Source organism: Mesorhizobium tianshanense (genome assembly GCF_007830515.1).
Lineage (GTDB): Bacteria > Pseudomonadota > Alphaproteobacteria > Rhizobiales > Rhizobiaceae > Mesorhizobium > Mesorhizobium tianshanense.
The window spans coordinates 177,002-201,847 of sequence record NZ_VLKT01000003.1 but is presented as its reverse complement, the minus strand read 5'-3'; the positions used below and the strand labels follow the sequence as shown (position 1 = coordinate 201,847).

General features: G+C 63.7%; 19 protein-coding genes. 12 read left to right on the top strand and 7 right to left on the bottom strand.

Going from position 1 to position 24,846, the window contains the following annotated elements; translation table 11 throughout:
* Nucleotides 1-3: 3 nt before the first annotated feature.
* The 9 genes from IQ26_RS03745 to IQ26_RS03705 all read left to right on the top strand — a co-directional run bounded on the left by IQ26_RS03745 (nucleotide 4) and on the right by IQ26_RS03705 (nucleotide 13,141).
* Nucleotides 4-747, top strand: coding sequence for a GltB/FmdC/FwdC-like GXGXG domain-containing protein (locus tag IQ26_RS03745; protein ID WP_162457855.1), 744 nt, complete (start codon nucleotides 4-6; stop codon nucleotides 745-747).
* Nucleotides 748-753: 6 nt separating this feature from the next.
* Nucleotides 754-2,082 carry an FMN-binding glutamate synthase family protein gene (locus IQ26_RS03740; RefSeq protein ID WP_145713700.1) on the top strand — a complete coding sequence of 443 codons (1,329 nt, stop codon included), beginning with the start codon at nucleotides 754-756 and terminating at the stop codon, nucleotides 2,080-2,082.
* 36 nt (nucleotides 2,083-2,118) lie between these two features.
* The gene (glnT, locus tag IQ26_RS03735) at nucleotides 2,119-3,426 is read left to right on the top strand and encodes a type III glutamate--ammonia ligase (protein ID WP_145713697.1); all 1,308 of its coding nucleotides are present in this window, start codon (nucleotides 2,119-2,121) and stop codon (nucleotides 3,424-3,426) included.
* A 93-nt stretch (nucleotides 3,427-3,519) separates the two neighbouring features.
* Nucleotides 3,520-4,773 carry a sarcosine oxidase subunit beta family protein gene (locus IQ26_RS03730; RefSeq protein WP_145713694.1) on the top strand — a complete coding sequence of 418 codons (1,254 nt, stop codon included), beginning with the start codon at nucleotides 3,520-3,522 and terminating at the stop codon, nucleotides 4,771-4,773.
* 15 nt (nucleotides 4,774-4,788) lie between these two features.
* The gene (locus tag IQ26_RS03725; protein WP_145713691.1) at nucleotides 4,789-5,064 is read left to right on the top strand and encodes a sarcosine oxidase subunit delta; all 276 of its coding nucleotides are present in this window, start codon (nucleotides 4,789-4,791) and stop codon (nucleotides 5,062-5,064) included.
* Nucleotides 5,064-8,048: a sarcosine oxidase subunit alpha gene (locus IQ26_RS03720; RefSeq protein ID WP_145713688.1), complete on the top strand. Its 2,985-nt coding sequence runs from the start codon at nucleotides 5,064-5,066 to the stop codon at nucleotides 8,046-8,048. Before IQ26_RS03725 ends, IQ26_RS03720 begins: the two co-directional genes overlap by 1 nt.
* Nucleotides 8,041-8,670 carry a sarcosine oxidase subunit gamma gene (locus IQ26_RS03715; RefSeq protein ID WP_145713684.1) on the top strand — a complete coding sequence of 210 codons (630 nt, stop codon included), beginning with the start codon at nucleotides 8,041-8,043 and terminating at the stop codon, nucleotides 8,668-8,670. Before IQ26_RS03720 ends, IQ26_RS03715 begins: the two co-directional genes overlap by 8 nt.
* 126 nt (nucleotides 8,671-8,796) lie before the next feature.
* Nucleotides 8,797-11,166, top strand: a complete 2,370-nt coding sequence (locus IQ26_RS03710) for a trimethylamine N-oxide demethylase (protein WP_145713681.1) — start codon at nucleotides 8,797-8,799, stop codon at nucleotides 11,164-11,166.
* Between the two features lie 265 nt (nucleotides 11,167-11,431).
* A complete protein-coding gene (locus tag IQ26_RS03705) occupies nucleotides 11,432-13,141 on the top strand; it encodes a trimethylamine N-oxide permease (protein ID WP_145713676.1) in 1,710 nt (569 codons plus the stop codon).
* 166 nt (nucleotides 13,142-13,307) lie between these two features.
* Here the strand turns inward: IQ26_RS03705 and IQ26_RS03700 are convergent, their stop codons facing one another.
* The 4 genes from IQ26_RS03700 to IQ26_RS03685 all read right to left on the bottom strand — a co-directional run bounded on the left by IQ26_RS03700 (nucleotide 13,308) and on the right by IQ26_RS03685 (nucleotide 20,097).
* Complete coding sequence (locus tag IQ26_RS03700) at nucleotides 13,308-14,801, bottom strand: aldehyde dehydrogenase family protein (RefSeq protein ID WP_145713673.1); 1,494 nt, start codon at nucleotides 14,799-14,801, stop codon at nucleotides 13,308-13,310.
* An 84-nt stretch (nucleotides 14,802-14,885) separates the two neighbouring features.
* Nucleotides 14,886-18,032 carry an efflux RND transporter permease subunit gene (locus tag IQ26_RS03695; RefSeq protein ID WP_145713670.1) on the bottom strand — a complete coding sequence of 1,049 codons (3,147 nt, stop codon included), beginning with the start codon at nucleotides 18,030-18,032 and terminating at the stop codon, nucleotides 14,886-14,888.
* Between the two features lie 251 nt (nucleotides 18,033-18,283).
* Nucleotides 18,284-19,414 (bottom strand): efflux RND transporter periplasmic adaptor subunit, encoded by a 1,131-nt coding sequence (locus IQ26_RS03690; protein ID WP_145713794.1) that lies wholly within the window; start codon nucleotides 19,412-19,414, stop codon nucleotides 18,284-18,286.
* 74 nt (nucleotides 19,415-19,488) lie between these two features.
* Nucleotides 19,489-20,097 carry a TetR/AcrR family transcriptional regulator gene (locus tag IQ26_RS03685; RefSeq protein ID WP_145713667.1) on the bottom strand — a complete coding sequence of 203 codons (609 nt, stop codon included), beginning with the start codon at nucleotides 20,095-20,097 and terminating at the stop codon, nucleotides 19,489-19,491.
* Between the two features lie 186 nt (nucleotides 20,098-20,283).
* Between IQ26_RS03685 and IQ26_RS03680 the strand changes: the two genes are divergently transcribed.
* Together IQ26_RS03680 and IQ26_RS03675 are read left to right on the top strand one after the other, a co-directional pair.
* Nucleotides 20,284-20,637, top strand: coding sequence for a VOC family protein (locus IQ26_RS03680; RefSeq protein ID WP_145713664.1), 354 nt, complete (start codon nucleotides 20,284-20,286; stop codon nucleotides 20,635-20,637).
* A gap of 87 nt (nucleotides 20,638-20,724) precedes the next feature.
* On the top strand, nucleotides 20,725-21,621 hold the full coding sequence (locus tag IQ26_RS03675) for a PhzF family phenazine biosynthesis protein (RefSeq protein WP_145713661.1): 897 nt from the start codon (nucleotides 20,725-20,727) through the stop codon (nucleotides 21,619-21,621).
* A 142-nt stretch (nucleotides 21,622-21,763) separates the two neighbouring features.
* Here IQ26_RS03675 and IQ26_RS03670 read toward each other — a convergent pair whose 3' ends face one another.
* Both IQ26_RS03670 and IQ26_RS03665 read right to left on the bottom strand, forming a co-directional pair.
* Nucleotides 21,764-22,282: a DUF417 family protein gene (locus tag IQ26_RS03670; protein ID WP_145713659.1), complete on the bottom strand. Its 519-nt coding sequence runs from the start codon at nucleotides 22,280-22,282 to the stop codon at nucleotides 21,764-21,766.
* 108 nt (nucleotides 22,283-22,390) lie between these two features.
* Complete coding sequence (locus IQ26_RS03665; protein ID WP_208760096.1) at nucleotides 22,391-22,819, bottom strand: YybH family protein; 429 nt, start codon at nucleotides 22,817-22,819, stop codon at nucleotides 22,391-22,393.
* Between IQ26_RS03665 and IQ26_RS03660 the strand changes: the two genes are divergently transcribed.
* Entirely contained in the window at nucleotides 22,809-23,132 is a 324-nt protein-coding gene (locus tag IQ26_RS03660; protein WP_145713656.1) for a hypothetical protein, read from the top strand. The two genes, IQ26_RS03665 and IQ26_RS03660, sit on opposite strands and share 11 nt — an antisense overlap.
* Here IQ26_RS03660 and IQ26_RS03655 read toward each other — a convergent pair.
* On the bottom strand, nucleotides 23,129-24,769 hold the full coding sequence (locus IQ26_RS03655) for an acyl-CoA synthetase (RefSeq protein WP_145713652.1): 1,641 nt from the start codon (nucleotides 24,767-24,769) through the stop codon (nucleotides 23,129-23,131). The two genes, IQ26_RS03660 and IQ26_RS03655, sit on opposite strands and share 4 nt — an antisense overlap.
* Nucleotides 24,770-24,846 lie beyond the last annotated feature (77 nt).

Sequence of the window (24,846 nt, the reverse complement as noted above, 5' to 3'; positions counted from 1 at the left end):
CTGATGCCGGCAATCAACGTTTCCAAGGCCCTCGACCAGGGCCATATCCAAAGTCAAGCGTCACGGGCCTTCGACCTGGCTGAGGTGCCGCTGCGCGAGCTCAACCAGGCGCTTCACAGTCTGCCTCCCGGTTCGAACGAGACCGCCTGGGAAGTGCTCAACCCGAAAGGCAGCCATTCGGTCGCCGTGGGCGTCGACCAGCCGATCACCATCGATGTCCGCGGCAGCGTCGGCTACTATTGCGGCGGCATGAACGACGGCAGCGCCATCACCGTGCACGGCTCGGCGGGCCCCGGCGTCGGCGAGAACATGATGTCGGGCTCGATAACGGTCAAAGGCGATGCCAGCCAATATGCCGGCGCCACCGGCAGGGGCGGGCTGCTGGTCATCGAGGGTAATGCGTCGTCGCGCTGCGGCATTTCGATGAAGGGCATCGACATTGTCGTTCATGGCAATATTGGCCACATGTCGGCCTTCATGGCGCAGTCCGGCAATCTGGTGGTGCTGGGCGATGCCGGTGACGCGCTCGGCGATTCCATCTACGAGGCGCGGCTCTTCGTGCGCGGCAAGGTCGGCAGCCTCGGCGCCGACTGCATCGCCAAGGAGATGCGGCCCGAGCATCTGGAATTGCTGCAGGGTCTGCTCGACCGCGCCGGGGTGACCGGCGTCAAAGCGGCGGAGTTCAAGCGTTACGGCTCGGCGCGCACGCTCTATAACTTCAACATCGACAACGCCGACGCGTATTGAGGCTCAATGACATATCGCAACCCGCCGACGACGCCGCGCAAATCCGCGACCTTTGACGACTATACGCTTTCCGAGATCCGCCGCGCCGCGGCGACCGGCATCTATGACATCCGAGGCGGCGGCGCCAAGCGCAAGCTGCCGCATTTCGATGACCTGCTGGTCCTCGGCGCCTCGATCTCGCGCTATCCGCTCGAAGGCTACCGCGAGCGCTGCGACACCGGCGTCGTGCTCGGTTCGCGCCATGCCAAGAAGCCGATCGAGCTGAAAATCCCGATCACCATCGCCGGCATGAGTTTTGGGTCGCTGTCCGGTCCGGCCAAGGAAGCGCTCGGCCGCGGCGCGACGCTGTCCGGCACCTCGACGACCACCGGCGACGGCGGCATGACCGAGGAAGAGCGCGGTCATTCCAAGACGCTGGTCTACCAGTATTTGCCGTCGCGCTACGGCATGAACCCGCGCGATTTGCGGCGGGCGGATGCGATCGAGATCGTCATCGGCCAGGGCGCCAAGCCCGGTGGCGGCGGCATGCTGCTCGGCCAGAAGATCTCCGACCGGGTCGCCGAAATGCGCACGCTACCGAAGGGTATCGACCAGCGCTCGGCCTCGCGCCATCCCGACTGGACCGGGCCTGACGATCTCGAGATCAAGATCCTGGAGCTGCGCGAAATCACCGACTGGGAAAAGCCGATCTACGTCAAGGTCGGCGGCGCGCGGCCCTATTACGACACAGCCCTTGCCGTGAAGTCAGGCGCCGATGTCGTCGTGATCGACGGTATGCAGGGCGGCACCGCCGCAACCCAGGAAGTGTTCATCGAGAATGTCGGCCAGCCGACGCTTGCCTGCATCAGGCCGGCGGTGCAGGCACTGCAGGATCTCGGCATGCACCGCAAGGTGCAGCTGATCATCTCCGGCGGCATCCGCAACGGTGCTGATGTCGCCAAGGCGCTGGCGCTCGGCGTCGATGCGGTGTCGATCGGCACGGCCGCGCTTGTCGCGCTCGGCGACAACGACCCGCGCTGGGAGGCGGACTACAACGCGCTCGGTACCACCGCCGGCGCCTATGACGACTGGCATGAGGGGCGCGACCCGGCCGGCATCACCACGCAGGATCCCGAGCTGATGAAGCGGCTCGACCCGATCGCCGCCGGGCGGCGGCTCGCGAATTACCTGAAGGTGATGACGCTGGAGGCGCAGACGATCGCCCGCGCCTGCGGCAAGAACAGCTTGCACAATCTCGAACCCGAGGATCTCGTTGCGCTCACGATCGAAGCCGCCGCCATGGCTGGCGTGCCGCTGGCCGGCACCAACTGGATACCGGGGAAGAACGGCTTCTGATACCAAACTGCCAAATACCATAAGCGAGGAACTATAATGGGGAACGATCTCGCCGCCTTCGCCAAAGAGAACGGCGTCAAATATTTCATGATTTCCTACACCGACCTGTTCGGTGGGCAGCGCGCCAAGCTGGTGCCGGCGCAGGCCATCGCCGACATGCAGAAGGACGGTGCGGGCTTTGCCGGCTTTGCCACATGGCTCGACCTGACGCCGGCGCATCCCGACATGCTGGCGGTGCCGGATCCGGATTCGGTCATCCAGTTGCCGTGGAAGCCTGATGTCGCCTGGGTCGCCGCCAACTGCATCATGGACGACAAATCGGTCGCCCAGGCGCCGCGCAACACGCTGAAGCGGCTGATCACCGAGGCGGCCGGCGACGGCATGTATATCAAGACCGGCGTCGAGGCCGAGTTCTTCCTGATCTCGCCGGACGGCAAGGCGATTTCCGACGAATACGACACGGCGTCAAAGCCCTGCTACGACCAGCAGGCGGTGATGCGCCGCTACGACGTCATCGCCGAGATCTGCGACCATATGCTGGCGCTCGGCTGGGGTCCCTATCAGAACGACCATGAGGACGCCAACGGCCAGTTCGAGATGAACTGGGCTTTCGACGATGCGCTGGCGACCGCCGACAAGCATTCCTTCTTCAAGTTCATGGTGAGGTCCGTTGCCGAAAAGCACGGCCTGCGCGCGACCTTCATGCCCAAGCCATTCCCCGGCCTGACCGGCAATGGCTGCCACGCCCACATCTCGGTGTGGGACAGAGACGGCAAGACCAATGTCTTTGCCGACAACGCCATGGAGCTCGGCCTGTCGGCGAAGGGCAGGAATTTTCTCGGCGGCATCATGAAGCATGCCTCGGCACTTGCGGCGATCACCAACCCGACGGTCAATTCCTACAAGCGCATCAATGCGCCGCGCACCATTTCGGGCGCGACCTGGGCGCCGAACTCGGTGACCTGGACCGGCAACAACCGCACCCATATGGTGCGCGTGCCCGGCCCCGGCCGTTTCGAGCTGCGCCTGCCCGACGGCGCGGCAAACCCCTATCTGCTGCAGGCCGTCATCATCGCCGCCGGCCTCGACGGCATCCGCTCGCAGGCCGATCCCGGCAAGCGCTACGACATCGACATGTACCAGTTCGGTCATACGGTCGAGGGCGCGCCGAAGCTGCCGCTCAACCTGCTCGATGCCTTGCGCGAGTTCGACAACGACAAATCGCTCAAGGCGGCGCTGGGTGAGGAATTTTCGTCGGCCTACCTAAAGCTGAAGCACCAGGAATGGAATTCCTATGCTTCCCACTTCACCCAGTGGGAGCGCGACCACACGCTGGATATCTAGAGCATCGGACCGAAGAGCGTGAAGCGGTTTTCGGACGGATCCGATGCGTCAAGAAAGGTCCTGCGTGGCGCGAAGCGACCTTGGAATGAGCTGATGAAATACTCGATCTTCTCGCTCGCCCGCGCCGCATTTTCCGGCCACAAGACCTGGCAGCGCACATGGCGCGACGCCAGCCCGAGGGATCGCTATGACGTGGTGATCATCGGCGGCGGCGGTCACGGCCTGGCCACCGCATGGTTCCTGGCCAGTGAGTACGGCATCAGGAATGTCGCCGTGCTGGAGAAAGGCTGGATCGGCTCCGGCAATGCCGGCCGCAACACCACCATCATCCGCTCCAATTACGGGCTGCCCGGCAATTCCGGCTTCTACGAGCTGTCGATGAAGCTGTGGGAGCGGATGGAGCAGGATCTCAACTACAACACGATGGTCAGCCAGCGCGGCGTCATCAACCTCTATCATTCCGACGCGCAGCGCGACGCCTATGCGCGGCGCGGCAACACGATGCGCATCAACGGCATCGACGCCGAGCTGCTCGACCTCGCCGCGGTCAGGAAGATGATGCCGTTCCTGAACTTCGACAATGCCCGCTTTCCCGTGCAGGGCGGGCTGCTGCAGCGGCGCGGCGGCACGGCACGTCACGACGCCGTGGTCTGGGGTTACGCCCACGCGGCGAGCGCGCTTGGCGTCGACGTCATCCAGAATTGCGAGGTGACAGGCTTTGTGCGCGACGCCAACGGCAAGGTGACCGGCGTCGAGACTTCGCGCGGCAAAATCGGCGCCGGCAAGGTCGGCATGGCCGTCGCCGGCAGTTCGTCGCGCGTCGCTGCCATGGCGGGACTGCGCCTGCCGATCGAAAGCCATGTGCTGCAGGCCTTCGTCTCCGAGGCGATCAAGCCGCTCATTCCCGGTGTCATGACCTTCGGCGCCGGCCATTTCTATGTCAGCCAGTCGGACAAGGGCGGGCTGGTCTTCGGCGGCGACATAGACGGCTACAATTCCTACGCCCAGCGCGGCAACATGCCGGTCATGGAGGACGTCTGCGAGGGCGGCATGGCGCTGATGCCGATGATCGGCCGCGTGCGGCTTTTGCGCCAGTGGGGCGGCATCATGGACATGTCGATGGACGGTTCGCCGATCATCGACAAGACGCCGGTGGACGGGCTCTACCTCAATGCCGGCTGGTGCTATGGCGGCTTCAAGGCGACGCCGGGCTCCGGCCTTGTCTTTGCCCATCTTCTGGCGCGCGACGCACCGCACGAGGAGGCAGCAAGATTCCGCCTCGACCGGTTCCGGCGTGGCGCGATGATCGATGAAAAGGGCGTCGGCGCCCAACCGAACCTGCACTGAGGACGGCCGGAAACCATGCGTATTGTCTGTCCCTTCTGCGGCGAACGCGAACTTGGCGAGTTCACCTGTCTGGGTGACGCCAAGCCGGTGCGTCCGGCAGCCGGCGCCTCGGCAGACGAAGTCTTCGACTACGTCTATCTGCGCGACAATGTAGCCGGCGAGACGAGCGAGCACTGGTATCATGGCGGCGGCTGCCGGGCCTGGCTGAAGATCACCCGCAACACGCTGACACATGAGATTTCCTCGGTTGAGCCGGCGGCGGGCGTTGGCGCCGCCAAGGTCGGCGCCTGATGGTTAGCCTCGCGCAGACACACCGGCTGGAGAGCGGCGGCCTTATCGATCGTTCGGCGCCGCTGAATTTTAGCTTCGACGGCAAGATCTTTGCCGGCTTCCAGGGCGATACGCTCGCCTCCGCGCTCATCGCCAACGGCGTCAAGCTGGTCGGCCGCTCGTTCAAATACCATCGGCCGCGCGGCATCCTGACCGCAGGCTCGGAGGAGCCCAACGCGCTGGTCGAACTGCGCAGCGGCGCGCGGCGCGAACCGAACACCAAGGCGACGACGGCAGAACTTTATGACGGTCTCGAAGCTGCCAGCCAGAACCGCTGGCCGTCGCTGCGCCACGATCTGATGGCGGTGAACCAGTTGTTCGCGCCGATCTTCGTCGCCGGCTTCTACTACAAGACCTTCATGTGGCCGGCGAAATTCTGGGAGGCGATCTACGAGCCAGCGATCCGCCGCGCCGCCGGCCTTGGACGCGCGGCAGGCGTTGCCGATCCCGACCATTACGACAAGGCATGGGCGCATTGCGACGTGCTAATTGCCGGCTCCGGCCCGGCCGGGCTGGCGGCAGCGCTCGCCGCCGGTCGCATTGGCGCCCGCGTCATCCTGTGCGAGGAGGATTTCGTGCTTGGCGGCCGGCTGCTTGCCGATGGCGGCACGATCGACAGCATGCCGGCAGCCGAATGGATTTCCCGCACGCTGGCCGAGCTGGCCGCGTTGCCCGATGTCCGCATCATGACCCGCACGACGCTGTTCGGCGTCTACGATGGCGGCACCTATGGCGCGATCGAACAGGTCAACGACCACCTGCCCTCGCCGCCGCAACACCAGGTGCGCCAGCGGCTGTGGCGGATCGTGGCCAAGCGCTCGATCGTTGCCGCCGGCGCCATCGAACGGCCCATCGTCTTTACCGGCAACGACACGCCCGGCGTGATGATGGCTTCGGCGATGCGGACCTATGTCGCGCGCTATGCGGCAGCGCCGGCACGGCGCGTCGCGCTATTCACCAACAATGCGGATGGCTGGCGCACGGTCGAGACAGCACTCGGCGCCGGATTGCAGATCGCGGCGGTCGTCGATGCACGTCCGGATGTGTCCTCCGAGCATCGCGCGCTTGCGACCAAAGCCGGCTTTCCCGTGCTGAACGGGTCCGTCGTCGGGGTCGAAGGCGGCAAGGACGGCGTCCGGAAAATAGCGGTGTCGCTGATAGGCGGGGCGCGCGCCGAAGTCGAAGCCGACGGGCTTGCCGTTTCGGGTGGCTGGAACCCGGCGGTCGGGCTGACCTCCTATCATCGCGGCCGGCCGAAATGGCAGGACGACATTTCGGCCTTCGTGCCGGACAGCGCACCTCCCGGCATGATGGCCGCCGGTGCCGCCAACGGCGCCTACGGGCTTGGCGCCTGCCTGCGCCAAGGGTTTGCCGCCGGTGCGGCGGCGGCGCAGAGCGCCGGGCGCGCCGGCAATCCCGGCACGGCGCCGGTCGGCGACGACGAGACGTTTTCGCTGACCCCGCTCTGGCATGTAGCCGGCAAAGGAAAGGCCTTTGTCGATTACCAGCACGACGTCACCGCTTCGGACATCGAACTGGCACAGCGCGAAGGTTTCGAATCGGTCGAGCATCTGAAGCGCTACACGACGCTCGGCATGGCCACCGACCAGGGCAAAACCTCGAACGTCGCCGGCCTCGCCATCATGGCGGCGGTATCAGCCAAATCCATCCCCGAGACCGGCACGACGATCTACCGCCCGCCCTATGTGCCGGTCGCCATCGGCGCCTTCGCCGGGCATCATCGCGACGAGAACTTCCATGCGACAAGGCTGACGCCGTCGCATCACTGGGCAGCCGAACAGGGCGCGGTGTTCGTCGACACCGGCCTGTGGAAGCGCGCGCAATGGTATCCGCGTTCCGGTGAGAAGGACTGGCTGGAATCGGTCACCCGCGAGGTCAAGGCGGTGCGCGGCGGCGTCGGCTTCTGCGACGTCTCGACGCTCGGCAAGATCGACGTGCACGGCCCGGACGCCGGCGCCTTCCTCGACCGCGTCTACATCAACACCTTCTCCAGTCTTGCCGTGGGAAAAGCGCGCTACGGGCTGATGCTGCGCGAGGACGGCATGGTCTATGACGACGGCACCACGTCGCGGCTGGCCGAGGACCACTATTTCCTGACCACCACCACCGCCAAGGCCGGGCCGGTGATGCAGCATCTCGAATTCTGCCGGCAGGTGCTGTTTCCCGAGCTCGACGCGCAGCTGACGTCGGTCTCCGACCAGTGGGCGCAATTCTCGATCGCTGGACCGAAAACCCGAGACCTGCTCAGGGAAATCGTCGATCCCGCCGAGGATTTGTCGAACGAGGGATTTCCGTTCATGGGGGCGCGGGAAGTAGCGCTTCGCGGCGGCATCAAGGCACGGCTGTTCCGCATCTCGTTCTCCGGCGAGATGGCCTTCGAAATCTCCGTTCCGGCCCGCTACGGCGACGCGCTGGTGCGCAACCTGATGCTGGCCGGCAAACAATTCGGCGTCACACCCTACGGCACCGAGGCGCTCGGCGTCATGCGCATCGAAAAGGGCCACGTCGCCGGGCCGGAATTGAACGGCACGACGACGGCCGCCGATCTCGGCCTGGCCAAGATGATGTCGACCAAGAAGGATTTTGTCGGCCGCGTCATGGCAGGGCGTGAGGCGCTGGTGGCAGCGGATCGGCAGGTCGTGGTCGGCATCAAGCCGACGGACAAGACGCGCCGCTTGCGCTCCGGCGCGCATGTCATTCCGAAGGGCGAGATACCGGGTCCCGACAACGACCTGGGCTATGTCACCTCGGTCTGCTTCTCGCCGACGCTCGACCAGTGGATCGGGCTGGCGCTTGTCGAACGCGGCCGCGAGCGCATCGGCGAGATCGTCCATGCGCATGATCCGCTGCGCGGCGAGGACTATGACGTCGAGCTGTGCAATCCCGTCTTCTACGATCCGGATGGAGGGCGCCAGCGTGGCTGAGTTTTCCTGGCTTCCCCGCAGTCCTCTGGAGCACGCGCTTGTTGCGGGCGCCTATGGCGCGCGTGACGTCGAGCCCGGCATTGCGCTCACCGAGATCCGCAATTTCGACCTCGTCCAGATCATGGCGCGGCGCGGCAGGTGGGCTGATTTGGCAAACGCCGCCAAAGCGCGTTTCGGCGTGTCAGCTCCGGATACACCAAAGGCGGTCAGCGCTTCGGACGTGACGCTCATCTGGTCGGGACCGGATCAGTTCCTCGCCCTGTCGAAGGGTGGCAAGCATACGATGGAGACGTTGAGCCAAGCGTTTTCGCAATCCGCCTCGCTGTCGGACCAGTCGCATGCACGCGCCCTGATCAGCGTCACGGGCGCCCAGGCGCGCACCATGCTGGCCAAGCTGTCGTCAATCGATTTGCATCCGGCGGTGTTCCCCATCGGCGCTGCGGCCGCCACCTCGATGGACCACACCAGCGTCAATCTCTGGCGCGGCAACGACCGGCCGGACGGACAGGCTGTGTTCAATCTCCTGGTGTTTGCGACCTTCGCGGAAAGCTTGTGGCACACGATGCTCGACGCGGCGGCGGAATATGGCGTCGACATCGGGCATTCCGAGGAATTCGCGTAGAGATCCGCCACGCCGGCAAGGTGCGGCACGCAGCTTCACCTTGCCAAATCCGGCCTTGCTGCCTATTCTTGCTGCTAAAATAATTTCACGTACAGGCAAACTTGTTTCTTCAGACACAGGGTCGAGATGAGCCAGTCGCCCTACCCCGCCATAGCTGCCGGACCGCCCCGGCCGAGCCTGATTCTTAGGCCCGGCCAGATCGCGCTGCCGCCCGGCATGGAGCGTTATACGATCCAGGGCAATGGCGCGGTGCTCATCGATGTCGAGGCCGGCGACACGATCAGCGTGCGCAACGTCGAAGGCGGCCAATCCTGCGAGCTCTTGGCATGGGACAAGAGCGGCACGACCGATCCTGGCATTTTCGGCGAAAAATCGAACAGCAACGCCGCCGGCATCAAGGCGCTGTTGGCCGAGGGTGACGACAGCCTCGCCGCGCTGCGCCGCGGACTCCAGCGCCGCCAGGTGCAGCTTGATCAGCCAAAGGCGGTTCGCGTGTTCGGCGGCTCCACCCCGGCCGGCACCGAACAGAGTTTTACCGTCACCCGCGACGGCTCGATGATCATGGCCGCCCCGGGCGGTCCGATGCTGGTCGACGGCCACGACACGGCGACGCCGCTCAGCGTCATCGTCCGTCGCGCCACCATCCGCCCGGCGGCGAAGTCGCAATTGGGCGATCCGCTTGCCGATCCGGTGCTCGATTTGCGCGTCCGTTCGGCGACGGCGGAATCCTATTTCGTCAAGGCGGGCGACTATCTGCAGATCATTGATGTCGACGGGCGCCAGTGCACCGACTTCCAGTGTTTTTCGGCGCGCAAGCTGGACAAGGGGCGTGACCATCCGCTCGACGTGACGACAACCCGCACGCTGATGGGCTCGAGCTACCCGATGCCCGGCCTGCATTCGAAATACTACGACCAGGACATGGAGCCGCTGGTCGAGGTGGTGCAGGACACATGCGGGCGGCATGACGCATTCGCGCTCGCTTGCGCCGCCAAATATTACGACGACATCGGCTATCCCGGTCACCCCAACTGCTCGGAGAATTTCAACCGCGCGCTGTCGGACAAGGGAGTGAACCCCCGCGCCGGCTGGATGGCGATCAATTTCTTCTTCAACACGGCGATCGACGCGCATGGCGTCATGGTTTCCGACGAGCCATGGTCGCGACCGGGCGACTACGTGCTGCTGCGGGCGCTCACCGACATTGTCTGCGTCTCGTCCGCCTGCCCCGACGACACGACGCCGGCCAATGGCTGGAACCTGACCGACATCCATGTGCGGACCTATTCCGGCCAGCACAAATTCTCGCGAGCGATCGCCAGACGCATGACGCCCGATTCGGAACCGAAAATGACCCGCGAGACCGCTTTTCATTCGAGCTTTGCCAAGCACACCCGCAACTTCGTCGAGTACAGGGGCTATTGGCTGGCCAATGCCTTCCGCAAGGAAGGGCCTATCGACGAATACTGGGCGTGCCGGCAGGATGCCGTGATCATGGACCTGTCGCCGCTGCGCAAGTTCGAGGTCACCGGCCCGGATTCGGAAGCGCTGCTCCAATACACGCTGACCCGCGACGTGAAGAAGCTCGGCGTCGGCCAGGTCGTCTATTCCGCCATGTGCTACGAGCATGGCGGCATGATCGACGACGGCACGCTGCTCAGGCTCGGCAAGGACAATTTCCGCTGGGTCGGCGGCGACGACCTGTCCGGCGAATGGCTGCGCGAAACGGCGACAAAACTCGGCCTCAACGTGCTGGTGCGCTCGTCGACCGACCAGATGCACAATGTCGCCGTGCAAGGACCGAAGAGCCGAGATATCCTCAAGGAGATCATCTGGACCTCGCCGCTGCAGCCGTCGATCGAGGAGCTCGAATGGTTCCGCTTTGCGGTGGCGCGCATCGGCGGCGGCAACGGCATTCCGGTGGTCGTCTCGCGCACCGGCTATACCGGCGAGCTCGGCTACGAGATCTGGTGCCATCCGCGCGACGCCGAACAAGTGTTCGACGCCATCTGGGAGGCCGGCCAGCCGCATGGGCTAAAGCCGATGGGGCTGCAGGCGCTCGACATGGTGCGGATCGAGGCCGGGCTGATCTTTGCCGGCTATGAATTTTCCGACCAGACCGATCCGTTCGAGGCGGGCATTGGCTTCACCGTGCCGCTGAAGACCAAGACCGACGATTTCATCGGCCGCGAGGCGCTGATCCGGCGCAAGGAAAACCCGCAGAAGAAACTGGTCGGCCTTGACATCGACGCCAATGTCGCCGTCGGGCACGGCGACTGCGTCCATGTCGGCCGCGCCCAGATCGGCGAGGTCACTTCCGCCATGCGTTCGCCGTTGCTGAACAAGAACATCGCGCTTGCCAGGCTCGACGTCACCCATGCGGCGATCGGCACCGAGGTCGAGATCGGCAAGCTCGACGGCCATGCCAAGCGGCTGCCGGCGCGCGTCGTGCCGTTCGCCCACTACGACCCGCAAAAGACCAGACCGCGCTCCTAATAGCCACTTTCAAGAGGCATCGACCGACCTCGGCGACGGTGTCGGCTGACTGCTGACGGCTGTTTGACGCGTAGGTTACAGACGTGATGTGCACAGCTTCACAAAGAGCTTGACGTGGAAGCGTGCCGAGTCAATCTTCACTGCTAAGAAAAAAAAACAACTGAGCGGAAACACCCGAGATCGTTCAACGCATGCGTCGGCGACGACGCCTTGCGAGATCGCGGCTGTCGCCGATGGGGAACATCAAAATGGGGAATGCACGCATATGAGCACGATAACCACTGTCCTGGAGCAGCCTGCCGAAGGGCAGTTGCAGCGGAACATCAACTGGCGCGGCGCCTTCTGGGTGGCAAGCGGCGTTCCCGCCCTTGTCCTGTTTTCGATCGGCGGCATTGCCGGCACGACCGGAACGCTGGCCTTCGCGATCTGGACCGCGTCCATGGTCATGGGCTTCCTGCAATCCTTCACCTATGCGGAGATCGCCGGCCTGTTCCCGAATAAATCCGGCGGCGCCTCGGTCTACGGCGCCACCGCATGGCTGCGTTACTCCAAGTTCATCGCGCCGCTCTCGGTCTGGTGCAACTGGTTCGCCTGGTCGCCGGTGCTGTCGCTCGGCTGTTCGATCGCCGCCGCCTACATCCTCAACGCACTGGCGCCGGTGCCGCTGTTTAGCGACACCTCGCCGGAAGTCGCCGCCTATATCGCGGCCCATGCCGGAACCAGTGCCGCCGACGCGATTGCCGCGGTGACGGCGGCCGCCACGCCGGCGATCCGCAACTGGACGCTCTACGGTCACACGCTGGGTCCGGTCTCCTTCACCTTCAACGCAACCTTCTTCATCGGCGCGGTGCTGATGCTGATTATCTTCTCCATCCAGCATCGCGGCATCCTGGGCACGGCCAATGTGCAGAAGTATATCGGCCTGTTCGTCATCATCCCGATGCTGATCGTCGGCGTGGTGCCGATCGTCACCGGCCAGATCAACTGGGCCAACTTTTCGCCGCTGGTGCCGCTGGCGGCCGCCTATGCGCCCGAGCCCGGTGCGTGGAACATCGCCGGCTGGACGCTCGTCCTCGGCGGCATGTTCATCGCCGCCTGGTCGACCTACGGCTTCGAGACCGCCGTCTGTTACACGTCCGAGTTCAAGAATCCCGGTACCGACACGTTCAAGGCGATCTTCTATTCCGGCCTGCTGTGCATGCTGCTGTTTATCCTCGTGCCGTTCACCTTCCAGGGCGTGCTCGGCTTGAACGGCATGCTGGCCACCCCGATCGTCGACGGCTCCGGTGTCGCCGATGCATTGGCCGGCATGGTCGGCGGCGGACAGTTGATCCACAGCCTGCTGGTGATGCTGATGATCCTGGCACTGGTGCTGTGCATCATGACGGCGATGGCGGGTTCCTCGCGCACGCTCTATCAGGGCTCCGTCGATGGCTGGCTGCCGCGCTATCTCAGCCACGTCAACGAGCACGGCGCGCCGACGCGGGCCATGTGGACCGACCTGATCTTCAACCTGATCGTGCTGGCCATCGCCTCGGCCGACGCGACGAGCTTCTTCTTCATCCTCGCCGTGTCGAACTGCGGCTACATCATCTTCAACTTCCTCAACCTCAATGCCGGCTGGATCCACCGCATCGACAACGGCCATATCGCGCGGCCGTGGAATGCGCCGAGCTGGCTGCTCGGCGTCGGCGCCATCTTTGCCTATGTCAACGCGATCTTCATGGGCGCCGGCGCCAAGGTCTGGAACCCGATGGCGCTATGGGCCGGGCTGATCACCGCTGCCCTGATCATCCCGGTGTTCTGCTTCCGACATTACATCCAGGACGGCGGCAAATTTCCCGACCATATGCTGGCGGATCTCGGCATGAAGTCGACCGATCTTACGGTCCGCAAGGCGGGAATCCTGCCCTATCTGACGCTGATCGCCGGCGTCGTGGTGATGCTGCTGGCCAACTGGCTGTTCGTCATCTGATATCGGCCTCAAGGGATCGAGCGCGCGACGCGCGCTTGATCCCCTGCATATTTTGTTCTTGCTTTGTGCCGGCAGTAATGCTATCAGTTTTGGCATGGTGCTGATTTGCGCCGACGACCCGCCGCCGAGGCGGGTTTTTTATTTCATGCCAGATCCGGCGTGAGACTCAATCGATCTTGATGAACACGCCCTTGGTATTGAGATACTCGTCGAGGTGTTCGGCACCGCCCTCGCGTCCGTAACCGCTCATCTTATAGCCGCCGAAGGGGACGGCCGGATCGATGGCGTGATAGGTGTTCACCCAGACCGAGCCGGCGCGGATTCTCCTGGAAAGCTGGTGCGCCGTGGCGACATTGCGGGTGAAGACCCCCGCCGCGAGACCATAAGGCGTGTTGTTGGCCCGCTCGACCGCCTCGTCGAGCGTCTCGAATGGCAGCGCCGAAATAACCGGCCCGAAGATCTCCTCGCGCGCGATCTTCATGTCGTCCGAAACGCCGGCAAACACCGTCGGCGCGACGAAATTGCCGGCGGCCAGCGCACCTTCCATAAGGCGTGTGCCGCCGGTGACGAGGGTCGCGCCCTGCGCCGTGCCGGCCTCGAGATACGAGGCGACCCGTTGCAGCTGCTTTTCGGAGACGAGCGGGCCGATCTCGGTTGCCGGGTCGATGCCGTCGCCGATCCTGAGACCCTTGGCATAGGCCGCCAGCCGCGCGACGAAGTCGTCATGGATGGAGCGTTCGACGAACAGGCGCGAGCCGGCGATGCAGATCTGGCCGGAATTGGCGAACACCGACATCGCCGCCACCGGCACGGCCTTGTCGAGATCGGCGTCGGCGCAGACGATGACCGGCGACTTGCCGCCGAGCTCCAGCGAGACGCGCTTGAGGTTGCCGGCCGAGGCGCGGACGATCGACTGGCCGGTCGCCGTCGAGCCGGTGAAGACGATCTTGTCGACGCCCATATGCTCGGCAAGTGCCGCACCTGCCTCGGCGCCTGTGCCGGTCACGATGTTGACGACGCCTTTGGGAACGCCGGCCTCGTTCATGATGTCGGCGATCAGCAGCGGCGTCAGCGGCGCCTCTTCCGAAGGTTTCAGCACGATGGTGCAGCCGGTCGCCAGCGCCGGCCCGATCTTCCAGACAGAAGCGGCCGTCGGTGCGTTCCAGGGGATGATGGCGCCGACGACGCCGACCGGCTCCTTGCGGGTGAAGGAGACGATTTCGCCCGGCAGCGAGTTCTCGATCGTCTCGCCATGCAGGGACGTCACTATCCCGGCGTAGTAGCGCAGCATGCCGATGACGCGATTGCGGTTGGCCAGGGTGCGCACGATCGGCATGCCCATGTCGGTCGTGTCCGAGCGGCTGATCTCCTCCCAGTGCTTTTCGAAGAGGTCGGCGATCTTGAGGAGCAGCACCTGCCGCTCATAGGGCTTGAACCGGCTCCACGGCCCGTCGAAGGCCTTGCGCGCAGCAGTCACCGCCAGCTCGATATCCTGGCGATCGCCGCGCGGCACCGTGGCGATGACCGCGCCGGTGGCCGGATTGCGGGTCTCCATGGTCCGGCCCGAGCGGGCATCGATCCAGGCGCCATCGACGAACATCTGGCGATGGCGTCCGTCGATCGGCTGGCGCGGCGCCACCGGTGCCTGAGCTATGGTCATGACGTCCTCCTCCAGCGCTCCTGCCGGTGGCGGATTTAACCCCTGGACGTCACATCTGCCAACAACTCTATTCGGCCAACAACTCTATTCGGCGGCCAGCGGCAGTCGCGGCCTGTCGTCGTTTTCTGCCAGCTCCGGCTCGGCCGCCTGCTCCGCGTCCCCGGCCTTCTTGCGCTCCCTGCCGAAGAACAGGGCATAGCCTGCCGGAAGGACAAGGATGGTGAGCACCGTGGCGACCAGGATGCCGCCCATCATGGCATAGGCGAGCGGACCCCAGAAGACGCCGCGCGAAATCGGGATCAGCGCCAGGACCGCCGTCAGCGCCGTCAGCATGATCGGCCGGAAACGGCGGACGGCCGAGCCGATGATCGCCTCGGAACGCTCCATGCCGGACGCAATGTCCTGGTCGATCTGGTCGACCAGGATGATCGAGTTACGCATGATGATGCCGAGCAGCGCGATGACGCCGAGGATGGCGACGAAGCCGAAAGGCGCACCACTGATCAAAAGTGCCGCCGCCGCACCGATGATGCCGAGCGGACCGGTCGCCAGCACCAGCATCGCCTTGCCGAAATGCTGCAGCTGGATCATCAGCAGCACGACGATGACGGCCAGCATGATCGGCGCCTTGGCAGCGATAGAAGCCTGGCTTTCGGCCGAATCCTCGGCGCCGCCCTGGATCTCGATGTTGTAGCCGGGTGCCAGACCGTCGCGCAGGCCCTGCATCTCGCTGTACATCTTCATGACGACGTCGTTCGACTGCACGCCATCCGGCAGCGTGGCGCGCACGCTGATGGTCGGCAGGCGGTTGCGCCGCCATTCGACGCCTTGCTCCAGCACAGGTACGACCTTGGCGACCTGCGACAGCGGCACGAAGCCACCGAAATCCGTCGGGATATAGACGGAGTCGACCGCCGACAGCAGGTGACGGCTCGCCTCCGGTTCGCGGGCGATGATCGAAACGGTCTCCTCGCCGTCGCGGAAATCGTCGAGCGGCGCTCCCGACATCGTCGCCTGCAGCATCTGGCGGATGCGCTGCGAAGTGACGCCGAGCGCACGGGCGCGATCCTGGTCGATCACCAGCTTCATCTCCGGCACCGGCTCCAGCCAGTCGTCGTGGACGGCGCCGAGCAGCGGATTTGCCTGGAACTTCGCCTTCACCTCGTCGGCGATGCGGCGCACCTCCTGACGATCCGGGCCCATGACGCGCATCTGCACCGGCCAGCCCGTGGGCGGACCGAGGAACAGGCGGTCGACCTTGGCGCGGATCGACGGGAAATCCTCGGCCAGAATGGTGCGCAGCTTGACAATCAGCCGCTCGCGGGCCGGTTCGTCATTGGCCATCACCAGAAGCTGGGCGAAGTTCGGATTGCTAAGCTGCTGGTCGAGCGGCAGGAAGAAGCGCGGCGCGCCCTCGCCGATATAGGTGGCGATGAAGCGCTTGTCGTGATCGTCCATCATCCTGGTTTCGAGCGCCTTGGCCTGCGCCTCGACTTCCTTGATGCTGGTGCCTTCCGGCAGCCAGAGGTCAACGAGGATTTCCGGACGAGACGACTGCGGGAAGAAGCTCTGCGGGATGAACTGGAACGCCCACAGGCTGGTTGCGAAGGTCACCAGCGTCATCACCAGCACGATGATGCGGTGGCGTACGGACCAGCCGACGGTGGCGCGAAGCCGGCGGTAGAAGCGCGTGTCGAAGACATCGTGATGGCTGCCGGCATGTTTTCGCTGCTTGAGGATCATGTGGCCGAGCCATGGGGTGAAATAGACCGCCACGAACCAGGAGACGACCAGCGCGATGCCAACGACATAAAACAGCGTGCGCACATATTCACCGGCCGTCGAGGCCGCGAAGCCGACCGGAATGAAGCCGGCGGTGGTGATCAGCGTGCCGGTCAGCATCGGGAAGGCCGTCGAGGTATAAGCGAAGCTCGCCGCCTCGATCTTGACCAGTCCCTCCTCGAGCTTGCGCTCCATCATTTCGACGACGATCATCGCGTCGTCGACGAGCAGGCCGAGCGCAATGATCAGCGCGCCGAGCGAGATGCGCTGCAGATCGATGCCGATCTCGTACATGATGGCGAAGGTGGCGGCCAGAACGAGCGGAATGGTGATCGCGATCACCAGGCCCGAACGCCAGCCGATCGTCAGGAACGACACGACAAGCACGATCAGCAACGCTTCGCCAAGCGCCGTCATGAACTCGCCCACCGCTTCCCTGACGACTTCCGGCTGGTCGGAAATCTGATCGACCGAAACACCGTAAGGCAGCGCCTCTTCGAAGCGGTGATAGGTCGCCTCGACGTCCTTGCCGACATCGGTGACGTTGAAGCCCTTGGCCATGACGACACCGACCTGGACGCTGTCGTGGCCGTTGAAACGGTATTTGCGCTGATAGGGATCCTCGAGGCCGGAGATCACGGTGGCGATGTCGCCGAGGCGCGTCACCTGGTTGCCGGCGCGCAGGCGAAGTTCGCGGATGTCGGCCGCTTTGGTCACGTCGCCATCGACCGAGATGCGCACCGAACGCTGGCCAGTATCGACCGAGCCCGCCGGATCGACATTGTTCTGACCCCTGATCGCGTTCTGCAGATCGGTGAGCGTCAGGCCGCGCTGGGCAAGCGCTTTGGACGAAACGTCGATATAGATCTTTTCCGGCTGGTCGCCGATGATCACGGCCTTCTCGACGCCGGGCGTCGTCAGCAGCATGTCGCGCGCCTGGATGGCGAATTTCTTCAGCTCGGGATAGCTGTAGCCGTCGCCGCTGATTGAATGCAAGGTGATGAAAGTGTCGCCGAACTCATCGTTGAAATAGGGCCCGAGCAGCCCCTGCGGCAGCTCGTTCGAGATATCGCCGACCTTCTTGCGCACCTGGTAGAAGGCCTCCGCGACCTGCTCGGAGTTGGTGTCGCCTTTCACCTGCAAGGTGATGATGGCGCTGCCGGCGCGCGTGTAGGAACGGACGAAATCGAGATGCGGCGTTTCCTGCAGCTTGCGCTCGATCTTGTTGACGACCTGGTCCTCCATCTCCTGGATCGAGGCACCCGGCCAGACCGCCTGGACGACCATGACGCGGAAGGTGAAATCCGGGTCTTCCTTCTGGCCCATGCGCATCAGGCCGAGCGCACCGGCCACGATGATCAGGCCGAACAGGAACCGCGCAATGCTCGGGTGCCCGATTGCCCAGCGCGAAAGATTGAAGGGCCGCTTTTCATTGGTGTCGGTGGTCATAGCGCCAGTCCATTTTTCTGATCGTCAGCGCACGCGCGTCGCATGCCCACGGAACTTCCGATGCTGGCTTCCGGGCGGCGAGGCTTTCCGAGCGGAGAGACACTCATCGCGGTGGGACGCTAGGATCGATGGCGGGGGTTGCATCGACCTGGCGTCTCGACAATCGGGCACCTGCCGCCCGGAAACCATGACCTGCTTGACCTCGCGGCTTGCGCCGATGCGATGAAAAGCCGGTTTTATTCGCTTGGCCGTCAGCGCATGCGCTTGGCGGCGTCGCCATCATCGTTCGCCGATGCGGACTGCACCGCATCGCCGGTCAGCTTGACCTTCAGGTTTTCGGTCATGAATTGCGTGCCGGCGGCAACGACGACGTCGCCGGATTTCAGTCCTTCGGCAACATGCACGCCGTCGGCGGTGAACTCGGCGACCTTGATCGGACGCGCATGGACGGTCTCGCCGTTGCGGTCCACGGTCCAGACGATCTGCTGGCCATCCTTTTGCGCCAGCGCGCTCAACGGGATCGATACGCTTTGCGGACTGTTGTTGGCCGCCGAAGCTTCAATGGTCGCGGTCATGCCGAGAAGCACGCGCGGATCGTTGGGCAGGCTGACGCGAACGGCGAAGGTGCGCGACTGCTGATCGGCGCTGCCGGCGACTTCGCGGACCTTGCCGTCGAGCGTCAGCGCATCGTCGGACCAGAACCCTGCCTTGACGTCCTTGCCCGGCTTGAACTGGGCGATATCCATTTCCGGAACCGCGATCAGCACTTCCTTTTCGCCATCGACGGCAACGGTCACGACCGGCGTGCCAGAGCCGACCACCTGACCGACGTCGGCAGTGACTGATGTGACGATGCCGTTCCTGTCCGCCTTGACGTCGGTGTAGAGGACCTGGTTTTTCGCCTGGTCAAGCGATGAGCGGGCGGAATTCCGGGTGGCGACGGCCTGATCGTAACTGAGCGTCGCCTGTTCGAGCTGCGATTTCGACGCGAAGTGCTTGGCAAACAACTGTTCGGCGCGACGGCGGGCAAGGTCTGTTGTCTCGACCTGCCGCTCGGCGGCCTCGAGTGCCGCCTCGGCGCTCTTGACCGAAAGGTCGTAGTCGGCGGGATCGATGCGGGCCAGAACATCGCCCGGCTTCACGCGTTGGCCGATGTCGACCAGCCGCTCGGTGATCTTGCCGTTGATGCGGAATCCAAGATTCATCTCGGTGCGGGCGCGCACCGATCCGGAGTAGGAGAGCTCACGGGTGTCATTCGCCTTGGCGATCTCGACCACCTTGACCGGCCGGATGATGTCCTTGACTTCCACTTTTTCCTGCGAACAGCCGGCGAGCCCGAGCGCCGCGACGACGACCAGAGCCGGACCAACGGCCGTGTTCATGATGGATTTGGACAAAGACACTTGTGTACTCCCGAACTGGAAATGAATTATCGAGGCCCGGCGGACGCCGCCGGTCATTTCTTCAAGGCCCTGATCGCAAACTCGATAAGCTCGTCCGGCATCGCCCGGTTCTCCTTGGCAAGACATTGGGCGACCATCTGCGGGTGACAGAGGGTAATGATGGCGGCGCCGAAACACCGCGAAGCGACTTCCGGGTCCTGGTCGGTAAACTCGCCGGTTGCGATGCCCTCGCTGATCACCTCCGCCACCAGGCTGCGGATTCTTTCGATATGCTTCTCGATGACGTGCCAATCGCGTTCGATGGCAACGACGACCATTTCGTGCACCTTCTCCTGGTCGAGCATGGTGTCGCGGGTCCACTGATGATGCGTCCGCACGTAGCGGCGAAGCTTTTCGCTGGCGGTTCCGGGACCATGGCAGGCGTCGTAGGTCAGTTGGTAGCAGGTGGCGAGCATGCGGCCGCAAACGGCTTGGTGGATATCGACCTTCGACGCAAAAAAGCGGTAGATGTTGGCCGTCGACATGCCGAGTTCGCGCGCTATGTCGGCGACATTGGTCTTGCCGTAGCCGTAGTGGCGGAACAGGCGCTCGGCGCAATCGAGGATGCGCACTACGTTCTCCTGCCGGGCCGAGTCGACCACCGTATCGAGGGTATCATGCATGGCGTTTCAGCAACTCATTACGAGTGACGAATTTTGAATTTCGTCACTCGTAATTCGAAATCAGCCTCCTGTCAACATGTGATATGCCCTTTTTGGGCGACTGGTGACATCTGTTGACACCACTTGGCGTGACCGGCGCACAAAGCCGCTCCGCTGCGGACAGTACCAGGGAGAGGAGACCATGGCATGACCGTACTGCGCATCGTCACGAATATCGCAACGGACAGCATCCCGGATGTTCGGAGGTTCTATTCCGACCTGTTCGGGCTCGATGCCGTCATGGACCACGGGTGGCTCGTCACGCTGGCGTCCGGCGAAACAACCATCCCGCAGATCAGCATCGCCAGCGAGGGCGGCTCAGGCACCCCCGTGCCCGATCTCTCGATCGAAGTCGACGATGTCGATGAGGTGTATCTTCGCGCAAACGAGATCGGTTGCAGGGTGGTCTACGATTTGACCGACGAACCGTGGGGCGTAAGACGTTTCTTCATCGCCGACCCGACCGGCAAGCTGCTCAACGTGCTCTCGCATCTTCGCTAGAAACTGTCTGCGATGCGGGACATTGGCGACCTTCCAACATTCAGCCGAACGACTGAAACGGGCCCAATTGCGGTCATCGGAGAAAACATGAGCAGAACAATCCCATTTCATTTCATCGATGTCTTCGCAGTAGAGCCGCTGACGGGCAATTCACTTGCGGTGGTCGACGGCGGTGCCGAGTTGGCGCTCGAGCTCATGCAGAACATTGCACGTGAGTTCAACCAGTCCGAGACCACCTTTGTCCTACCGGCGACCCGGGCTGACGCCGACTGGAAGTTGCGCTCTTTCACGCCGAAAGGCGTAGAGGTTTTCGGTGCGGGCGGCCACAACACGTTAGGGGCTTGGTGGTGGCTCGCTGCAGCAGGGCGGCTCGATCTGCGCGATGGCCCAACATGGTTTCACCAACAGATCGGCGACCTGGTATATCCATTGGCCATCTGGCGAAGCCAAGGGCGACTGGAAAAGATCATTATGCAGCAAGAGGCCCCAGTGGCCGGCCGGCAGCTCTCAAATCTTGGCGCTCTTGCCAAGGCACTCGGCCTTGATGCCGAAGAAATAGCGGCGGACGTCGTGCCTTGCCAGGTGGTCTCGACTGGTGCTGCCCATCTCCTGGTGCCAATCCGCGATCGCGAAGCAGTCAACCGGATTTCGCCTGATGCCAAACAGCTTTTCGACCTGCTCAACGAGGTCGGCGGGGAAGGCTGCTACGTCTTCTCGCTCGATCCACTACAGCCCGGAACCATAGCGTATGCGCGCTTTTTCAATCCGACCGTCGGCATTTCCGAGGATCCGGCAACCGGCACGGCGGCCGGTCCGCTCGCCGCGCATCTCGTTGCACATGGTCTTGCACAGCCCGGCGTAATCAAGGTCGAGCAAGGCACGGCTCTCGGACGTACCAGCATCATTGAGGTAGATGTAGATGCCGGCTCGGTGAGCGTTTCCGGGCGCGGCATTGTGGTGGCGAGCGGCGCGTTTTCGATCTAAAATTAGTCAAAGGTTGCAGATCCGGTGGCCGCGCAGGCAGCGAACCTGTGCCCGTCCCACAAGGTCGCGGTAGGTGGAGCCCCGCCATTTGGCGCGGCTATGCGGATGACGTGGTCTGCCGCTCGCCTTCGACTGGATTCGCTTAGGCAGCCGATTTGTTTAACCTGTTCAGGCTTTCGCCCAGTACGACAAGCGCGATGCCGAGCAGCGCAATGTCCTTGATCAGGAACTGACCGGCGGGACCGAGCGCAGGAAAGCCCAGCGTTGGCTCCCAGATCGGCAGGGCAACCATGGTCGAACAGGTGACCAGGAAAATCAGGGCGGCCAATGCCCCGCCGGCCACACCGGCGCGCACCGACCAGGGGCCGGCAATCAGGAGAAGCGCGGTCGCGATCTCGAAGACGCCAAGCACATAAGAGGCACCGGCTTCACCAAATACCGGATACATCCAGGCGAGCCAAGGCGTACCGCCGATCAGCGGCCTCAACGCCTCGATCTCAACAGAGGTGAACTTCATGCCGCCGATCATGAGAAGCGGCAGTATGACCCCGGTCACGGCGACGATCCGCCCGGCTTTCCTGACCGCGGCGGCGTTTCGCGCCCATGGCCGAGGAAGGGTCTCGTCTTGACCTTCAGGCTCTGATGTTTTGAGAACCGGCATGAGTTCCTCCTCCAACCGCCAATTGCACCACCCGCGTCGTAAATTGCGCCGATCTATCCCTTGTCCCCTGGCGACTGGCCAATCGCCGCCGCTGTCACGGTCGCTCGATCACCCCGATGCGCTGCTCAGTCCGGCTTTGTACGGGTACGAGTGATGCTCGTGAGCGATAATCCAAAGGTCACCTTCCTTGCGTAGTCCGACCGTAAGCCGTAGTCGGGTTGCCGGGTCCTTTTCAAGCTCTTCCCTGGTGCCGCACCGCAGCAATGCGGTTGCAAAAGCAACGCGGTCGCCCGCCGTGACATCTAGCCGCTCGATCGCGAAAACGCCGCCCTGCTTGAAGTGCTCGAAGAACGGACCCCAGCTATCCCGGTAGGCCTCAATTCCAGTGAGCTCGTTCGGAGGTGGAACATCGAACATCAGAAGGTCCGTCGCATGATCCGCAACGATTTTCTCCAGGTCTTGCTGCTGCACGGCGTTCGCCCAACGCTCGATTAGCGCCTGGATGTGTGCCTCGGCGTCGCGCTCCATGTTCTCCATTAGAATTCTCCTCCCGCTAGATATTCTTCCGTCGAGTTGGTTCTGTATCGAGGACGACCGGGAGGCGCTCGATCCGACACTGAGTGATCTTTTTTGCTCCGTTCAGCCGATCCGGCTGCTGCGAGGCATGTTCTTGGACTGTCGGCTCGGGGTGAAGCGTTCAACTTCCCGTAGTCGCGAGATCGAACGGGCGCACGACGAATTCGGCCCCTGGCCCGAGCGGCTGATTGCAGACACCGGCTACGGCTCCGCAGTCGACAAGTCCAAACGCAAGGGACGGCACCTTCTCGCGCGAGGATTCCGCCTGGGCTAGGCTTCCTTCGCCGTCTCCCTCAGCCTGAACTTCTGGATCTTGCCAGTCGAGGTCTTCGGGATCTCGGCGAAGATCACCGCCTTCGGCACCTTGAAGCGGGCGAGCAGCGCGCGGCAGTGGTCTATGATCTCGGTCTCGGTCGCCGTCTTGCCCGGCTTCAGTTCGACATAGGCGACCGGTACTTCGCCCCATTTGTCGTCGGGCCTGGCGACGACGCCGCAGGAGGCGACGGCCGGATGCTTGTAGAGCGCTTCCTCGACCTCGATCGAGGAGATGTTCTCGCCGCCGGAAATGATGATGTCCTTGGAGCGGTCCTTGAGCTGGATGTAGCCGTCGGCATGCATGACGCCGAGGTCGCCCGAGTGGAACCAGCCGCCGGCGAAGGCCTCGTCGCTCGCCTTGCGGTTCTTCAGATAGCCCTTCATGACGATGTTGCCGCGGAACATGACCTCGCCGAGCGTCTCGCCGTCGGCCGGTGTCTCCTGCATCGTCTCGGGGTCCATCACCGTCAGGTCTTCGAGCGCGGCATAGCGCACGCCCTGCCTGGCCTTCCTCGCCGCCCTCGAACCCTTTTCGAGCCCATCCCAGTCGCCATGCCATTCGTTGACCACCGCCGGGCCATAGGTCTCTGTCAGGCCGTAGAGGTGGGTGACGGCAAACCCCGCATCGGCCATGCCCGACAGCACGGCTTCCGGCGGCGGCGCCGCGGCCGTGTTGAAGGTGACCGTCTGTGGAAATTGCCGCTTGTCCTCGTCCCTGGCATTGATCAGCACCGACATCACCACCGGCGCGCCGCACAGATGGGTGACGCCGTGATCGGCGATGGCGTCGTAGATCGGCTTCGGCCGGACCCAGCGCAGGCAGACATGGGTGCCGGCCTGCACGGCCAGCGTCCAGGGAAAGCACCAGCCGTTGCAGTGGAACATCGGCAGCGTCCAAAGATAGACCGCGTGCTTGCCCATGCCGGCATGGATGGTGTTGGCGTAGGCCATCAGCGCCGCACCGCGATGGTGATAGACGACGCCCTTGGGGTTACCTGTCGTGCCGGACGTATAGTTGAGCGAGATGGCGTCCCATTCGTCGTCGGGCATCGACCAGGCGAAATCCTCGTCGCCGCCCGCGACAAAGTCCTCGTAGTCGAGCGTGCCGATCCGCTCGCCCTTGGGATAGGGAGCATCGGTGGCATATTCGGGATCGTCATAGTCGATGACCAGCGGCTTCACCTTGGCCAGCGCCATCGCCTCGCTGACGACATTTGCGAATTCGCGATCGACGACAAGCACCTTGGTTTCGGCATGGTCGAGCTGGAAGGCGATGAGCGTGGCATCAAGGCGAGTGTTGAGCGAATGCAGCACCGCCTTGGTCATCGGCACGCCGAAATGCGCTTCCAGCATCGGCGGCGTGTTGGACAGCATGACGGTGACGGTGTCGCCCTTGCCGATGCCGCGTTTTTGCAGCGCCGAGGCGAGCTTCAGCGACCGCCGCCAGAAATCGCGATAGGTCGTGCGCTGGCGGCCATGGATGATGGCGACATGGTCGGGAAAGGTCTTTGCCGCCCGCTCCAGATAGGTGAGCGGCGTCAGCGGCTGGTGGTTGGCCGCGTTCCTGTCGAGATCATGTTCGTAGGGATTGCCCATCCCGTCCCTCCCCTGGCGCATGACCCTGAAAATCGGAATCGATTTTCAGAAGGATCATGCGCAAGATCTAAGTGTTA

Coding starts and splice junctions, on each gene's coding strand:
- IQ26_RS03745 (WP_162457855.1), top strand. CDS start 4: ATGCCGGCAATCAACGTTTCCAAGGCCCTCGACCAGGGCCATATCCAA.
- IQ26_RS03740 (WP_145713700.1), top strand. CDS start 754: ATGACATATCGCAACCCGCCGACGACGCCGCGCAAATCCGCGACCTTT.
- glnT (WP_145713697.1), top strand. CDS start 2,119: ATGGGGAACGATCTCGCCGCCTTCGCCAAAGAGAACGGCGTCAAATAT.
- IQ26_RS03730 (WP_145713694.1), top strand. CDS start 3,520: ATGAAATACTCGATCTTCTCGCTCGCCCGCGCCGCATTTTCCGGCCAC.
- IQ26_RS03725 (WP_145713691.1), top strand. CDS start 4,789: ATGCGTATTGTCTGTCCCTTCTGCGGCGAACGCGAACTTGGCGAGTTC.
- IQ26_RS03720 (WP_145713688.1), top strand. CDS start 5,064: ATGGTTAGCCTCGCGCAGACACACCGGCTGGAGAGCGGCGGCCTTATC.
- IQ26_RS03710 (WP_145713681.1), top strand. CDS start 8,797: ATGAGCCAGTCGCCCTACCCCGCCATAGCTGCCGGACCGCCCCGGCCG.
- IQ26_RS03705 (WP_145713676.1), top strand. CDS start 11,432: ATGAGCACGATAACCACTGTCCTGGAGCAGCCTGCCGAAGGGCAGTTG.
- IQ26_RS03700 (WP_145713673.1), bottom strand. CDS start 14,801: ATGACCATAGCTCAGGCACCGGTGGCGCCGCGCCAGCCGATCGACGGA.
- IQ26_RS03695 (WP_145713670.1), bottom strand. CDS start 18,032: ATGACCACCGACACCAATGAAAAGCGGCCCTTCAATCTTTCGCGCTGG.
- IQ26_RS03690 (WP_145713794.1), bottom strand. CDS start 19,414: ATGAACACGGCCGTTGGTCCGGCTCTGGTCGTCGTCGCGGCGCTCGGG.
- IQ26_RS03685 (WP_145713667.1), bottom strand. CDS start 20,097: ATGCATGATACCCTCGATACGGTGGTCGACTCGGCCCGGCAGGAGAAC.
- IQ26_RS03680 (WP_145713664.1), top strand. CDS start 20,284: ATGACCGTACTGCGCATCGTCACGAATATCGCAACGGACAGCATCCCG.
- IQ26_RS03675 (WP_145713661.1), top strand. CDS start 20,725: ATGAGCAGAACAATCCCATTTCATTTCATCGATGTCTTCGCAGTAGAG.
- IQ26_RS03670 (WP_145713659.1), bottom strand. CDS start 22,282: ATGCCGGTTCTCAAAACATCAGAGCCTGAAGGTCAAGACGAGACCCTT.
- IQ26_RS03660 (WP_145713656.1), top strand. CDS start 22,809: ATGTTCTCCATTAGAATTCTCCTCCCGCTAGATATTCTTCCGTCGAGT.
- IQ26_RS03665 (WP_208760096.1), bottom strand. CDS start 22,819: ATGGAGAACATGGAGCGCGACGCCGAGGCACACATCCAGGCGCTAATC.
- IQ26_RS03655 (WP_145713652.1), bottom strand. CDS start 24,769: ATGGGCAATCCCTACGAACATGATCTCGACAGGAACGCGGCCAACCAC.